General features: G+C 43.0%; 16 protein-coding genes. 7 read left to right on the top strand and 9 right to left on the bottom strand.

Annotated features, from left to right (window positions below; all coding sequences use genetic code 11):
• Positions 1 to 176: 176 nt before the first annotated feature.
• The gene (locus ACRD7P_RS20600; protein WP_430909678.1) at positions 177 to 1,400 is read left to right on the top strand and encodes a DUF418 domain-containing protein; all 1,224 of its coding nucleotides are present in this window, start codon (positions 177 to 179) and stop codon (positions 1,398 to 1,400) included.
• A 279-nt stretch (positions 1,401 to 1,679) separates the two neighbouring features.
• On the opposite strand, the gene ACRD7P_RS20595 is transcribed toward ACRD7P_RS20600, so the two are convergent.
• Entirely contained in the window at positions 1,680 to 2,525 is an 846-nt protein-coding gene (locus tag ACRD7P_RS20595; protein ID WP_430909677.1) for a DUF4249 family protein, read from the bottom strand.
• A 4-nt stretch (positions 2,526 to 2,529) separates the two neighbouring features.
• Positions 2,530 to 4,929, bottom strand: a complete 2,400-nt coding sequence (locus ACRD7P_RS20590) for a TonB-dependent receptor (protein WP_430909679.1) — start codon at positions 4,927 to 4,929, stop codon at positions 2,530 to 2,532.
• A gap of 357 nt (positions 4,930 to 5,286) precedes the next feature.
• Here ACRD7P_RS20590 and ACRD7P_RS20585 point away from each other — a divergent pair, with 357 nt between their 5' ends.
• The 6 genes from ACRD7P_RS20585 (at position 5,287) to ACRD7P_RS20560 (ending at position 9,256) form a co-directional block, all read left to right on the top strand.
• Positions 5,287 to 5,826, top strand: coding sequence for an RNA polymerase sigma factor (locus ACRD7P_RS20585; RefSeq protein WP_430909676.1), 540 nt, complete (start codon positions 5,287 to 5,289; stop codon positions 5,824 to 5,826).
• Positions 5,826 to 6,359 (top strand): hypothetical protein, encoded by a 534-nt coding sequence (locus tag ACRD7P_RS20580; protein WP_430909675.1) that lies wholly within the window; start codon positions 5,826 to 5,828, stop codon positions 6,357 to 6,359. The genes ACRD7P_RS20585 and ACRD7P_RS20580 overlap by 1 nt, the downstream gene beginning before the upstream one ends.
• Positions 6,343 to 7,431: a hypothetical protein gene (locus ACRD7P_RS20575; RefSeq protein WP_430909674.1), complete on the top strand. Its 1,089-nt coding sequence runs from the start codon at positions 6,343 to 6,345 to the stop codon at positions 7,429 to 7,431. Before ACRD7P_RS20580 ends, ACRD7P_RS20575 begins: the two co-directional genes overlap by 17 nt.
• Before the next feature lie 80 nt (positions 7,432 to 7,511).
• Positions 7,512 to 8,198, top strand: coding sequence for a hypothetical protein (locus tag ACRD7P_RS20570; protein WP_430909673.1), 687 nt, complete (start codon positions 7,512 to 7,514; stop codon positions 8,196 to 8,198).
• A 45-nt stretch (positions 8,199 to 8,243) separates the two neighbouring features.
• Complete coding sequence (locus ACRD7P_RS20565) at positions 8,244 to 8,471, top strand: hypothetical protein (RefSeq protein ID WP_430909672.1); 228 nt, start codon at positions 8,244 to 8,246, stop codon at positions 8,469 to 8,471.
• Positions 8,472 to 8,533: 62 nt separating this feature from the next.
• Complete coding sequence (locus ACRD7P_RS20560) at positions 8,534 to 9,256, top strand: head GIN domain-containing protein (RefSeq protein WP_430909671.1); 723 nt, start codon at positions 8,534 to 8,536, stop codon at positions 9,254 to 9,256.
• Positions 9,257 to 9,315: 59 nt separating this feature from the next.
• Here ACRD7P_RS20560 and hisIE read toward each other — a convergent pair whose 3' ends face one another.
• The 7 genes from hisIE to hisH form a co-directional block, all read right to left on the bottom strand.
• On the bottom strand, positions 9,316 to 9,933 hold the full coding sequence (gene hisIE / locus ACRD7P_RS20555) for a bifunctional phosphoribosyl-AMP cyclohydrolase/phosphoribosyl-ATP diphosphatase HisIE (protein ID WP_430909670.1): 618 nt from the start codon (positions 9,931 to 9,933) through the stop codon (positions 9,316 to 9,318).
• Complete coding sequence (locus ACRD7P_RS20550) at positions 9,911 to 10,528, bottom strand: GNAT family N-acetyltransferase (protein ID WP_430909669.1); 618 nt, start codon at positions 10,526 to 10,528, stop codon at positions 9,911 to 9,913. Before ACRD7P_RS20550 ends, hisIE begins: the two co-directional genes overlap by 23 nt.
• 49 nt (positions 10,529 to 10,577) lie before the next feature.
• Positions 10,578 to 11,333: an imidazole glycerol phosphate synthase subunit HisF gene (gene hisF / locus ACRD7P_RS20545; RefSeq protein WP_430909667.1), complete on the bottom strand. Its 756-nt coding sequence runs from the start codon at positions 11,331 to 11,333 to the stop codon at positions 10,578 to 10,580.
• Positions 11,334 to 11,387: 54 nt separating this feature from the next.
• Positions 11,388 to 11,891, bottom strand: a complete 504-nt coding sequence (locus tag ACRD7P_RS20540) for a DinB family protein (protein ID WP_430909666.1) — start codon at positions 11,889 to 11,891, stop codon at positions 11,388 to 11,390.
• A 2-nt stretch (positions 11,892 to 11,893) separates the two neighbouring features.
• A complete protein-coding gene (hisA, locus tag ACRD7P_RS20535; protein ID WP_430909665.1) occupies positions 11,894 to 12,640 on the bottom strand; it encodes a 1-(5-phosphoribosyl)-5-[(5-phosphoribosylamino)methylideneamino]imidazole-4-carboxamide isomerase in 747 nt (248 codons plus the stop codon).
• A 127-nt stretch (positions 12,641 to 12,767) separates the two neighbouring features.
• Positions 12,768 to 13,172, bottom strand: a complete 405-nt coding sequence (locus ACRD7P_RS20530) for a GNAT family N-acetyltransferase (protein ID WP_430909663.1) — start codon at positions 13,170 to 13,172, stop codon at positions 12,768 to 12,770.
• Positions 13,172 to 13,756: an imidazole glycerol phosphate synthase subunit HisH gene (hisH, locus tag ACRD7P_RS20525; RefSeq protein ID WP_430909661.1), complete on the bottom strand. Its 585-nt coding sequence runs from the start codon at positions 13,754 to 13,756 to the stop codon at positions 13,172 to 13,174. Before hisH ends, ACRD7P_RS20530 begins: the two co-directional genes overlap by 1 nt.
• Positions 13,757 to 13,854 lie beyond the last annotated feature (98 nt).

Here is a 13,854-nt window from a genome sequence, read left to right as displayed (position 1 = left end):
ACGAATTTCAAATTTCAAAGAACGACAATTGCAACCAATTGAAAATCTTTTAGTTACAACCGGACACTATTGACTACCTACTCATCACTTACTTTCAACTTATCACTCTTTACCATTTAGCGGTTCCAGCGCTTTTATTGTATCTTAAACGATGAAATACGCCTAACACATTACCTATGGCCACCAAAAATGAAAGAATCGAGATTATCGATGCCTTGAGGGGATTTGCACTGGCCGGTATCGCCATTTGCCATATCGTAGAACAATATATTGGTGCCCAGGCCCCTTCCGCCTTTTATGAAAGTGTTAATCCAAGCATAACCGACCAAATCATCAACGCCCTTATCGGTATTTTCCTGCGAGGAAAATTCATCGCGCTGTTCTCATTTTTGTTCGGTCTTAGCTTTTTCATTCAAATGGACAATGCACGCAATAAAGAAGTCCCTTTTGCCGGAAGGTTTTTATGGCGTTTACTACTACTGCTAGGTATCGGTTATGTGCACAGTTTTTTTTATAGGGGCGACATTTTAACCGTTTATGCTTTTTTAGGAATATTCCTGATTCCTTTTTACAGGCTTGGATCAAAATGGATACTTGGGATAGCTTTTATACTGTTTTTAGGATTGGGAAGGTTTGTGATTTTTAAATACTTCGGGGGCGAGCACCTGTTCTTGGAACAGACCGACACTACCGGAACCGACGCCCCTAGGGTAGTCGGGTATTACAACACCTTGAAGGAGGGAGGTCTCCTGGAGGTATTCAAAACGAATGCCGTAGAGGGGCATTTGGATAAATTGAACTTTCAATATGGTTTATTCGGAAGAGGCTATTTTACCTTTGCCTTCTTTTTAATTGGACTTTATGCCGGCCGTATCGGTTTTTTTAAACGGTTTCGAACCGACAAAAACATGACCAAGCAGGTATTGATCTGGTCGGGAGTCGGTTTGGTCGTTGCCATGGGGGTTACGGCAGCGGCATTCTCAAGTATTGGTCCGGATGTTCAAATGAACAATTGGACGGCCATGGTGGGACTTACGGGAATGGACTTGGCCAATATGACCATGACCTTCCTCTACATTGCCCTTTTTGTAGTACTGTACCGAAAACGCAAAATGGAACGTTTGCTTGGAAAATTCGCGCCTTTTGGCCGAATGGCCCTCACGAACTATGTTTTACAGAGTTTGATCGGAACCTTTCTGTTTTTTGGGTGGGGCCTAGGGTATTTGGGGGTGCTTCAAAACACCTATACTTTTTTTATCGCCCTGGCCCTGATCACAATACAAATCGTATACAGTAAAAAGTGGTTGCAACACTTTTATTATGGCCCGTTCGAATGGTTGTGGAGAAGCCTTACCTTCTTCAAAAAATATCCTTTACGGCGAAAACCCCTTAAAGAATAGCGCCTAAACCATACCACCATGCATTTAAAAAAGTGTAGGTTCATAGGAAGCGTGTAAAATTCTTTTTCAGCATTGCATCAAAGCGGCAGTAAACGGTTGGCATTAAGCTATTATATAATCCATAAAAATTACTGACCGCCAATTGCGATTGCGGACTTGTTGAAAATTCGTAGACACTGAAAGTCTTACACTGAAATGTATCCTTTCAACCGACCTCCATGATCAATGAAATACGGCCGGACTACGTCGCCTGATAGAACAGGACAACTTGGCAAGCCCTTATTCAAAGGTGTAACTTGTTTTATTGAATTCGGTCAGCCGAAAATATCCATGTGCAAAATTTTCCGGGTTTGTAAGATTGACACAATTTCCCTTTACCGCTACGGGGGTAGCCTCAAAGAGTCCAACGCCTCCTACCTGATCTGTCAAAATCTCTAAATAATCGTTGTATGCTTTGGAAATGCCGTACATTTCTATATTGACAACATCCCCAGGTGCAAAAGCTTCTATCGTTTCGGTATCCTCATCTTCTTCTATTTCATACCACCAATCGATTTCGTTTCCATTTATAAATTCGTCAGTGCCCACTTCTAGGGTCGGTAACAACTCGCCAAGCTTTTGAAATTTAAAAAGATAGTTGTTTCCTTCTTCTTCCGGATCGGTAAAGATAATACGTACCTCAAGCTCGTCCTCGCTAAAGCCATCGTCCCGGGATTGCAGTACCTCTGAAATCTCCGTAACAGGGTTCAAGGTTTCCGTAGCACGATAAGTTTCACCATTATACACTATTTCCAGTGTGTAGGACTGCCCTATTACCGGAACGAATTCCGTTGTGGTATACGTTCCGTTGTCCTGGTCCACAAAATCGAACTGAGCCGACATGTCCGTATTGGTTACACTTACCTGCGCGCCAGTGACCGCAGTGTTGCTAACGGTATCAAAAAATGCCGTGGAGGTGCTCAGTTTTATCGTTTGTACATTTCCTGCCGTACCTTTCTCCCAATCCAAGGAAGCTTCTATGGTCAGCCGTGCGGCCGCGGTTTGCACTGGAACATCGATAACGTCCTCACATGAAAAAAGACCTGTGGCCATCAATAGAAAAAGGATTGTTTTATAGCTATTCATTTTTTTAAAATTTAAAGTTATAGGTAAGGGATGGTACAATACCAAAAATGGCAGTTCTGGTGGCCTCGTTAGCGCCTGTTTCAATATTCTGGCCAAAGGAGATGGCCGCGGCATTCTTACGCCCATAGGCATTATAAATACCCAGCACCCATTCCCCTTTCAATCTTTTGTCCGGGCGTCGGTTCGGTTTATAATTTACCGCAAGATCCAAGCGGTGGTAAGCGGGCAAACGGTCCGAATTTCGGTCGGCATAGCTTGCGATCGACAGCCCTTCGTACTGATACTGGCCATTGGGATAGGTAACCGGCCTTCCGGTCTGAAAAACCAGATTAGTGCTAAAACCCCATTTATCGTTCAAACGATACGATCCCGATATGGAAATATCATGGGTTCTATCAAAGGGGGTGTTGTACCAGGCGCCATTATTGATGCCGGCACCGCCCGCTGCACCCCCGGGAGTCCTTTGTTCCGATTTGGATAAGGTGTAGGCAATCCATCCCGTAAAATCACCTTCATTTTTACGGAGTAAAAGTTCCAACCCATAAGCCCTTGATTCCCCGTTCAATATTTCCGTTTCTATAGTGTTTTGACCAATCAAGTCGGAGCCGTCGATATAATCGATTCGATTGGCAACGTTTTTATAATATGCCTCTACTTCCAATGAATACCGGTTGTCCTTTAAATTTCGAAAATAACCAAGCGCATACTGGTTCGATAGTTGGGGCGCAACATACCGACCACTGGGTGTCCATACGTCCAATGGTGTTGCCGAACTGGTATTGGACAGCAGATGTATGTATTGCGCCACCCTTGAAAATCCCGCCTTTATCGAGGAACGTTCGTTGAGTTCATACGCTAGGGACGCTCGAGGTTCCAAATTCCCGAACCGTTCGATAGTTTTCCCTTTTTCGAAATCGGTTTCGCCGATAACGGTACCCCGTTCATAGATGTCGAGCACCGAATTGTACACTACCGGTCTATCCTCGGCATAATCGACCATTGCTTGTCCTCCCAAGCGGTCGAACATACTATAGCGCAGACCATACTGAACGGTAAGTTCATCGGTAAGCTTGTGCTCCACGTTGGCATATACACCGGATTCAAAAGCCCTTTTCCGGTCCAAAGCCAAGGGGTTTACCGGTGAATTATCCGAGGTAGGCTTTATTTGGCCAGGGTCAAAATCATAGTAGATGCCGCTTGCCCCAAAATCAAGTTTAAACCTATCGTTCCAATAGTACTTAAGGTCATATTTGACGTTGTAATTGTTGATGGACGACACCCAGTCGAACTCATCCAGGGCTATACCGATTTTATAATCGTATTTACTGGCAATTAGCGATAGGTTCGAAAAAAGTTTATCGTTAAAAATATGGTTCCATCTGAGATTTCCCGAAGTGTTTCCATAACCACTGTTAAAACTATCGCCCAATTCAAAGTTGTCCCTGCCGAAGTAACCTGATAGGTAAAGTTTGTTACTGCTATCGATACTATAATTCGTCTTTAAATTTAAATCGTAAAACCCAACACTGTTCTTTTCTCCGGCGGCCTTTAGCAACAAATCGGCATAAGAACGGCGTCCCGCGATCAAAAAAGAACCCTTTTCTTTGAACATGGGTCCTTCTACCGCCAACCGACTGGAAATAAAACCGATACCGCCGGTAAGGGCCAGGCGCTTTTTGTTCCCGTCTTTTTGCCGTACATCGAGTACGGAGGAAACACGACCTCCAAAACGAGCGGGAATTCCCCCCTTGTATAATTTTACATCCTTGATGGCGTCCGCATTAAAAACGGAAAAGAATCCGAACATATGGGAAGTGTTGTAGATGATCGCCTCATCGAGCAGCACCAAATTCTGATCTTGTCCGCCTCCCCTGACATGAAAACCTCCTGTACCCTCACCATTGTTGGTTACCCCGGGTAGCATTTGAAGGGATTTTAAAATGTCCACTTCACCCAATACTACCGGCATCCGTTTTACGGTTGCAATGTTCATCTTCGCCACGCTCATTTCGGGCTTTTTGAGCAGGGCCCTTTCGGGCTCCTCGGCCGTAACCACGACTTCTTCCAAATTGGTAGAAATTTCCGATAGTTCCAGATGCCGCTTTTGATTTTGGTCCAATACCAGCTGTTGCTCCACATCACGGAATCCCATATAGGAAATGACCATTGTATAGGTTCCTTCTGGGGCCGTAAGGGAATAAAAGCCATATTCATTGGTAACGCCCCCCAAACGCGTTCCTTTTAAAAAGACCGAGGCACCAAAAAGGGTTTCTCCATTGCCCTTATCGGTAATGGTACCACTTATGGTATAGGTACCTTGGGCCATAACCGCACCGATACTTAAAAGGAAAAAGAGGCAACAGTACCCCCTAAGTTCCATTTTGATATTCTTTTTTAGAAGCATGTTCATTTCTGTTAGGTGTTGTTTTTTGATTTCCCTATTAGGGACAACGGGAAAAACAAAGGGTTGCACCTTACTAGAAGGAAAACGCTTTTTAAAAAACGTCGATATCCTTTTTTCAATTGACTACAACCGTTTTCATTTCAGGGCGAACTAAAGATTGGGAATCTTCACACAAAAAGGGAACATCGCTTCCAAAACCAAAATGTTTTATAGAATTTTTTAAAACGGCACTGCTCTCGGCCCTCAAATTCTTTACCTTTCTTTATTTTTTTCCTTCCGGGTGCAACCTTTCAAATTCGGAACTGTCTTTTAGAATAGCATTACATTATAGATGTGATGATAACCAAGCAAATTTAATTGGGACCCAATATTCATTTTACGCACAGGACGCTTGTTGAAAAATGCAAGAAAGGCCATCGTAACGCGCAATACGAGCTGTATACGCTATACGTGGATGCGATGTATAATATTGGGTATCGAATGCTGGGCAACAAGGAAGATGCCGAGGATATTGTTCAAGAAAGTTTCGTAAGGGCATTTAAGAACTTAGAAACCTTCAATTATGATAGCACATTCGGGGCATGGCTAAAACGAATCGTTATCAATAGCAGCATCAATCATCTCAAAGCAAAACGAATTCCTATTGTTCCCTTGGAAGCCCATGAGTTTCACTTGACAGAGGAAGAAATGGTGGTCGACACGGAAATAGACATTCAAAAGGTGAAAAAAGGTATTGCCGAACTTCCGATGGGTTACAAACAGATCATTAACCTGTACTTGATAGAAGGATATGACCATATCGAAATAGGAGCGGTACTGGGCATTAGTCCCTCTACCTCCAAATCACAATACCATCGGGCAAAGAAAAAACTGATCACAATTATAAAGACGTTGTAATGGACAATTTTGAAAAGTACGTTCAAGAACATAAAAATGAGTTTGACGAGCATAAGGCAGATCGCGAAATGCTTTGGGCAAAAATAGAAGGGGACTTACCGGAACAGAAAGTACTGCCGCTTTGGCGTTCCAGAAGTGTTGGCATTGCGGCAAGCTTATTGTTTTTGGTGGGTTTGGCGGCTTCCATTGGTTTTTTCGCTAGGAACGGCGCTACGGAACAAACGCAGTTTGTGGATAAAGAACTCATCGATATCGATACACACTATATGGGCCTGGTGTCACAGCAAATTGAACTTTTGCAAAACCACCCCAACCTTTCGCAAGAGGATAAAAAGGAATTTCTGGGATTTATTAACGAGTTGGATGCAGAATATAAGGTATTACGATTGGAGATGAACAAGAACTTGGACAATGAAATTGTGCTCGAGGCCATTGTAAAAAACTATAAAAAAAGAATAGAACTCATTGAAAACTTGTTAGATCAAATCAATGGGTCGAAAATAATTGATGATGATTATGGATACACTTTGTAAAAGATTGGTGCTTTTTGCCTGTATGGCGATGCTCGGCTCCTCGGGTCACGGGCAGGAGCGCCTTACGAAAACGGTGGATAAGGAATTTGTTCTTTCCAACAAGGGCAAAGTACAGCTAACCAACAAATATGGCTCCGTTACGGTAAACGGTTGGGACAAAAATAACGTATCGGTATTGGTGAAGATCACTGCCATTCACAAGAAAAAAGAATACGCCGAAAATTTATTGGGACGTATAGCCATAATCGATACCAAAAAGAACGACCTGATATCCATTGCCTCCGATATATCGGATAAAAATACGGGGTTCTTTACGAAATATTTTAACAAGGTAAACCCTTTTGATGCGGACCGCAGTAATGTAGAGATCAACTATACCGTGTATTTGCCCAAAAACGCTGAACTACAGGTGACCAATACTTTTGGCGACCTGATTATCGAGGATTGGAGCGGAAAGCTAAAAGGTGAGATCCAACATGGTGATGTGTGGATAAACGAAAATCTGAACGCTATAGACCTGAACTTAAAATATGGGAAATTGAGAGCAAAAACGATCGATTATGGCACCCTTCGGTTAAAAAACGGTGGACTTGACATGACGGGTGCCAAAGACCTACGAATCAACAGTTCTGGTTCGGATATCACCATTGAAAATATACGGTCGTTAGAATTGTATTCCAGTAAAGATAATATTGACATATCCGCTTTGGGATCGGTACATGGGGAATTGAAATTTAGTGAAATGCGTGTACGGGAAATGAGCGGAGCAATAAAGATGTTAATGAAAATAGCGGATTTTAGAGTGTCCCGCTTCATGAGTCGCGAACCGACCATAGATCTTACACAGGAATCCTCTGAAATCAGTTTGAATATTTCAGATCTCGATTTCAACTTTGAAGCGACCTTGGAACAGGGCTTGTTGCGCATTCCGAAATCGTTTAAAAACGTAAATACGAAAATGATAGACAAAGGAAAACGCATTCGAGAAATTCGAGCGACCTATGGATCTAAAGGATCCGGGAAAATTTCCGTGAATGGCAAAAAGGGTGTGGTATTGTTAAAAGAAGAGTGATTACAAAACACTCCCTTTTGGAGCCATGTTAGCATAAAAAAAGAACAGAAAACCGAAAACAATCAATTAAAAACCGTAAAATGAAGTATCGATCACTAGTGCTGGGCTTGTTGTGTTTTATAGCGACAGCTTTGGCATATGCACAGGAACCTTCGGAAAAACAAACGGAAGGAAACGAGGATTATCTTGAGTTCAATGACCGCAACAATGTTGTACATGGGGTGTATTTGGGCCTTACCACCGCTGTTGGGGAACTGGACGGGGAAGACACGTTCATTGGCGGTTTAAAACTCGCTTACGTAGCCAACCAACAATTCGAAGCGGGTTTCGAAGGCAAATTCTTCTACTCCGATCAAAACAGGTTTAATCCGGCTCTTTCCCGACAAGAAGACCTTATAGGGGCATATATGGGACTGCACCTAGAACCCATTTTATTCAGCAAAAGAAAAGTGAACCTTTCCTTCCCGGTACTTATCGCCGCCGGGGGTGTCGGAGCTATTGGGGACGACTTTAACGACGATGATCTTGAAGAGGAATTTGATGAGGATGATATCGATGCCATATTCGTTCTGGAACCCGGTGTTAGCGCCTTGTTCAACATTTCCAGATATCTGCAACTGGAAGCCGGAATTAAGTACCGCTTTTCAAGCACTTTTTCCATTCCAAGTTCGCCGGTAACCAGAATAAACGGTTTTTCTGCCGGAATAGGGATCAAAGTCGGCGTTTTCAACTTGGGACGAAATCGGTATAAGAAAAACATCCAATAACCCAAGGCGGGTTGTCGCAACCTATAATTCCACTAAAACTACAAGATGAAAATTAAAGAACAGCCCCAAAACAGCGTACATCACAACGTCATACATACCAAGCACGTATTTTCCGTTAACAACCAAGTATTTATAAAGGAGTTGAATGCGGACACGGCACTACCCGCAGTGGAAACCGCGGAATGGTTTCCTGTAAATTTTCAATGGATACCGGTAATAAAACTGCGTAAAACAATGCTTTCAACATCAAACGAAATAACCTCGAACCAATAATGACCGTAGCAAATCATTTGAAAACGCGCTCATTTTAACAAAACTATTCATTTAACCTGGTTATGAAAAAACTCAAACTACTTGTAATTGTTATGATTACTGCCGGTCTATTCCACTCTTGTAATGTCGAAACCATTACGGCCTCAGGAGATGTTATCAACAAAGAGATCAATATCTCAGATTATACGGCGCTCAAAGTATCGGATGCGTTCAACGTTTTCGTTACTTTTTCGGAAACCAACGAAAGCATCATCCTAGTCGCTAACGAGGATGTTCAAAAATTAGTCGTTATTGAAAAACAAGATGACGATTTGATCATCGGACTAAAAAAATCCGCACGTATTCGGGGGAACGCAACACTAGAAGTGTATATACAAGCCAAAACGCTTTCGGCATTCGATATCAATGGGGCGGCAAAAATAATTCTGGAAAACCAACTTTCGGTACCTAACCTTTCAATAAGTCTTTCCGGGTCATCCGATTTTGATGGTGCACTACAAGTGGAGGAGTTGTACTTAAAATCGAACGGTGCTTCCGAAAGCGACTTAAGTGGAACAGTTAAAAACGCGCATATCGCTCTTTCGGGAAGCAGTGAACTGCGCGATTTCGACTTAAACATTCAAACAGCGGACTTGCGTTTGTCAGGGGCAAGTGACGCCTATATCGCTGTTATCAAAAACATGGAAGTTATAGCTTCGGGAGCTAGTAGACTTATCTATAGAGGTGATGCCGACATCATTAAAAAAAAATTGAGCGGTTCTTCTCAGCTTATTAAAAAAGAGTAAGTCCTAGACAAAGAACTTTTCCAAGGGTACAACTTAAGAGAACCAATGAATTGTACGAATTAGTGCCTACCTTTTAATACCGCCTCAATATCTTTCAATGTAAACCCTTTGGCTTGAAGTAGAATAAGGTAATGGAACAAGAGGTCGGCACTTTCATTTAAAAACAGCTCATCATTATCGTCTTTGGCCTCGATAACGGTTTCAACGGCTTCTTCCCCAACTTTTTGGGCAATTTTGTTGATGCCCTTTTCAAATAGGGAAGCTACATAAGAAGAACTCCCATCTGCCGCAGTACGCCTTTGTTCGATAATAGCTTCTAAACGGGATAGAAACCCGAAATTACTGCTGTTATCCTCTCCCCAACAGGTATCGCTTCCCGTATGGCAGGTAGGGCCCTGAGGATCAACGGTAACCAATAAGGTGTCGTTATCGCAATCATTTTTAATATCGACAAGGGCCAAAAAATGACCACTTTCTTCCCCTTTGGTCCATAAGCGTTTTTTGCTACGGCTATAGAAGGTAACCTTTCCCATTTTCTGGGTTTTAGTAAGCGCGGCATCGTCCATATACCCCAACATCAGTACCTTTTTAGTGCTAGCGTCTTGAATGATGGCCGGGACGAGCCCATTTTCGGCCTTTCCCCAATCCGGGGTATTAAACTTGAATTCTTGATTCATCTTTTTTTACTTTCTTTTGTTGCTTTCCGCCCTTCATATCCGGGACCTTGTCCATCCGTAACATATAAATAGGGAACCCGAGATCGTTTTCGGTATTAAAAATGCGGAGGCCAAATTTTTGATAGAGTTTTACAAGGTCTTCACTGGCAGTGTCCACAATGATCGGGAGTTCCAAGTGCTGTTTTTCCTTATATACCTGCATAATGAGTTTGGCCGCCGTTACCGTTCCTTGATATTCATTTTTGACCGCAAAAATCATCGGTCTAATATACTTTCCTTTGGGATAGTTCCGCTGTATGATCTTTTGGCGCTTTAATACGTCGCCTATTCGTGGCAAACCGATACAGAACAGGGCCAAACGTAGTGTCGAAAATAGCTTGGCCAGACTAAAATTGTCCTTATGGGCATAGGTAGTCAGAAGACAACTGCCCAAATTATCCGATAAAAAGATTTCGCCGGTACGTAGGGCTTTATCGAAAAGATATTCCATCAACAAACGCATCCGATACCTCCGTTTTTCATCGTGCCGAACAATAAAATTGATGGAGTTATCGTCCTGTAAGGGATAGAAGGCCTCTACCAATATATCGACCACTAATTTCCTATCTTTTTTTGTTGCCCTGATCAATTTGTCCTATGCTTTTTTAAATTCGAACCGGTATTCCGCTCGATCGTAATTTCTCTTTCAATTCTTTAATCGGGATTTCCTTAAAGTGGAACACACTAGCGGCCAATGCGGCATCTGCCATACCTTCGGTAAAGGTATCTTCAAAATGTTGCATATTGCCCGCACCTCCCGAGGCAATGATAGGAATATTCAATGTTGCGGACAAGTGTGCAAGCGCTTTATTTGCAAATCCGTTCTTGGTACCGTCGTGATCCATAGAAGTGAACAGTATTTCGCCCGCTCCCCTGGCCTCCACTTCTTTTGCCCATTCGAAAAGATCGAGCTCCGTAGGTACCTTACCTCCTACCAAATGCACTTTCCAATCCCCGTTGATCTGTTTGGCATCGATGGCCACAACAATACACTGCGACCCAAATTTAGCGGCCAAATCGTTGATCAGTTGCGGATTTTTAACGGCAGAGGAGTTAATGGATACCTTATCGGCTCCGTTCTGCAATAAAATATCGACATCGGCTACCGAGGAGATACCGCCTCCTACCGTAAAGGGTATGCTTACTTTTTCGGCAACCCTGTATACCAGGTCCGCAAGCGTCTTTCTTTTTTGCTCCGTGGCCGATATATCCAAAAACACCAATTCATCGGCACCTTCCCTACTGTATATTTCGGCCAGTTCCACCGGGTCGCCGGCATCGCGTAAATCAACAAAATTCACGCCCTTCACCGTACGGCCGTCCTTGATATCCAAACAGGGCACTATTCTTTTTGCTAACATCTATTTACCTAATCTGTGTTAATAAAATCGCTCCATATCGGGCGATTATAATTTTCATTGTGCGTTCAAATCGATTCCATCATAGAAACCCAAATCGATATGCTTCATCTGTTTCACCAAATAGGCAATTTGTCCGGTATGATAGGAATAATGTTCCACTACGTGAAAAACAATACCCAGACCGGAAAAACGATACCCTTGTACCTTACGTTTTTTCAATAATTCCTCAACGGTACTTTCCTGTATGGCCGCTTTGGTTTTTTCCACCGTATCCAACAACAACTGTAACAATTCTTTTTTCGTTTCTCCCGAGCGTCGCGAAAACTCCAAATCTCGTTGCCTCTTGTACGAGCCGTTCCCTAGGGAAGCAATGGCGTACTGGCCCATATTGCCGCACAAATGCAAAATGAGATTGGCAATACTGTTCATCGCCCGGTTCGGGACATGCCATAAAGCCTCATGGTCGATATGGGCAAGGCTTTTTTGAACCATACGCGTATTTTCGTCTATTCGGTATACCGCATTTTCCACTATTTCGGTCAGCATCGCTTTTTCCATGGCTATGTGGATAGGATAAAGGCTTCCAATTGTTTCAACTGTATTTTATTCTCATATATCGCTTTTCCGATGATGGTTCCTTCGCAACCGATTTCCGCCAGTTTTGGAAGCTCATCAAAAGTGGAAATTCCACCGCTGGCAATTAGCTTAATATCCGCCGAATCATTATTAGCGGAAGTAGTTTCGGTAATAATTTTTTCATACAACCCAAAAGAGGGACCCTGCAGCATCCCATCCTTGCTGATATCGGTACAAATCACATACCGCACCCCTTTTTTTTGGTACTCCTGTATGAATGGGATAAGCGACTCGGAGGACGCCTCTTGCCATCCCGATACCGCTATTTTTTCATCCTTGGCGTCGGCTCCGAGAATGATTTTATCGGCGCCGTGCTCCTGGACCCAACGAAGAAACGTTTCCCTATCCTTCACCGCAATACTGCCTCCCGTAATCTGTTTTGCGCCACTTTCAAAGGCAACCTTTAAATCTTCATCGGTTTTTAATCCGCCTCCAAAGTCGATTTGCAAGTTCGTTTTTACCGCAATTTGTTCCAGCACCTTATGGTTGACGATATGTTTGGATTTTGCCCCGTCCAAATCTACCAGATGCAGGTGCTCGATACCGTGCGCTTCAAACTGTTTTGCAACTTCCAAAGGGCTTTCATTATAGATTTTCTTGGTGTCATAATCGCCTTTGGACAGCCGAACACACTTTCCGTCGATAATGTCTATTGCGGGTATTATTCTCATAATGCTGGCTTTATACCATTTTTGCTACAGGGTCAAATGAACCCGTTTTGCGTCTTTATAATTTCATTTTATCGCTCTTGTCCGCCGATCATTATTTTTTTCGGACGTACAAAATACTTTTTTAGGCTTACTTCTTATTTCTTAACATCCAAGTGCTTCCATCCGGTATGGCGTCAAACCCATATTGTCGATAGAGTCCGTGCGCATCTTTAGTGCGTAACCCTACCCCGTTTACGTTTTCCAGCTCGGGAATCTTTAAAATGGCATCGATCAACTTTTTCCCAAAACCTTTTCCCTGATGCATTTCGTCAATAAAAACGTCCATAAGCCAGGCAAAGACCACTTGATCGGTAACGATCCTTGCAAATCCGACCTGTTGTTTTTCTACAAAAACACCAAAGCAGATCGCATTTTTCATGGATTTGATTACATCGGCTTTTGTTCTTCCCGCCGCCCAATACGATTGGGTAAGATAGGCGTGAACAAAATCGACATCCATATTGTCAAATCCTCTTTTTATTGATGCTGCCATTATACCATCATCAAAAAATTATTCAATATCCGTTCTCCTACCGTACTGCTTTTCTCGGGGTGAAACTGTGTTCCATAAAAGTTGTTGCAATGCAGCGCAGCGCTATACCGCACGCCATATTCCGCTTCGGCAATGGTTTCTTTTACCATGGGCGCATAATAGCTATGTACCAAATAAATGTGTTCGTTGTCCGCTACCTCTTGAAACAATGGTGATTTGAGGTCGGTTATTTGGTTCCATCCGATTTGTGGTACTTTTAGCTGGTTGGAAAAACGAACGACATCGACATCGAAAATGCCCAACCCTTCAGTGTTTCCCTCTTCCGAGGCGTTGCACATGAGCTGCATGCCCAGGCATATGCCCAAAACGGGTTGTTTCAGTGTAGGAATCACCTGATCAAGACCACTGTCCCGAAGTTTTTGCATTGCACTGCTCGCTTCCCCAACGCCGGGAAAAATAACCTTATCCGCAGCACGGATCTCCGCTTCATCATTACTCAAAACCGCCTGATGGCCCAACCGCTGTATCGCAAATTTGATGCTCTGTATGTTCCCCGCGCCGTAATTTATAATTACTATTTTCATTTTTTCCGTCGTTCCTGTTCGGTGGTTAGTGGTTAGTGGTTAGTGGTTAGTGGTTAGTGGTTAGTGGTTAGTGGTTAGTGGTTAGTGGTTAGTGGTTA

This window comes from Maribacter sp. 2-571 (assembly GCF_050589625.1).
Classification (GTDB): domain Bacteria; phylum Bacteroidota; class Bacteroidia; order Flavobacteriales; family Flavobacteriaceae; genus Pelagihabitans.
This window is presented reverse-complemented; position numbering and strand designations above follow the sequence as displayed.

What these genes read in the sequence shown, in the direction of transcription:
- ACRD7P_RS20595 (WP_430909677.1), bottom strand. Translation starts at nt 2,525, where the DNA reads ATGAATAGCTATAAAACAATCCTTTTTCTATTGATGGCCACAGGTCTT.
- hisA (WP_430909665.1), bottom strand. Translation starts at nt 12,640, where the DNA reads ATGAGAATAATACCCGCAATAGACATTATCGACGGAAAGTGTGTTCGG.
- ACRD7P_RS20580 (WP_430909675.1), top strand. Translation starts at nt 5,826, where the DNA reads ATGGACAATTTTGAAAAGTACGTTCAAGAACATAAAAATGAGTTTGAC.
- ACRD7P_RS20540 (WP_430909666.1), bottom strand. Translation starts at nt 11,891, where the DNA reads ATGGAAAAAGCGATGCTGACCGAAATAGTGGAAAATGCGGTATACCGA.
- hisH (WP_430909661.1), bottom strand. Translation starts at nt 13,756, where the DNA reads ATGAAAATAGTAATTATAAATTACGGCGCGGGGAACATACAGAGCATC.
- ACRD7P_RS20570 (WP_430909673.1), top strand. Translation starts at nt 7,512, where the DNA reads ATGAAGTATCGATCACTAGTGCTGGGCTTGTTGTGTTTTATAGCGACA.
- ACRD7P_RS20575 (WP_430909674.1), top strand. Translation starts at nt 6,343, where the DNA reads ATGGATACACTTTGTAAAAGATTGGTGCTTTTTGCCTGTATGGCGATG.
- hisIE (WP_430909670.1), bottom strand. Translation starts at nt 9,933, where the DNA reads ATGAATCAAGAATTCAAGTTTAATACCCCGGATTGGGGAAAGGCCGAA.
- ACRD7P_RS20565 (WP_430909672.1), top strand. Translation starts at nt 8,244, where the DNA reads ATGAAAATTAAAGAACAGCCCCAAAACAGCGTACATCACAACGTCATA.
- ACRD7P_RS20590 (WP_430909679.1), bottom strand. Translation starts at nt 4,929, where the DNA reads ATGCTTCTAAAAAAGAATATCAAAATGGAACTTAGGGGGTACTGTTGC.
- ACRD7P_RS20560 (WP_430909671.1), top strand. Translation starts at nt 8,534, where the DNA reads ATGAAAAAACTCAAACTACTTGTAATTGTTATGATTACTGCCGGTCTA.
- ACRD7P_RS20600 (WP_430909678.1), top strand. Translation starts at nt 177, where the DNA reads ATGGCCACCAAAAATGAAAGAATCGAGATTATCGATGCCTTGAGGGGA.
- ACRD7P_RS20530 (WP_430909663.1), bottom strand. Translation starts at nt 13,172, where the DNA reads ATGGCAGCATCAATAAAAAGAGGATTTGACAATATGGATGTCGATTTT.
- hisF (WP_430909667.1), bottom strand. Translation starts at nt 11,333, where the DNA reads ATGTTAGCAAAAAGAATAGTGCCCTGTTTGGATATCAAGGACGGCCGT.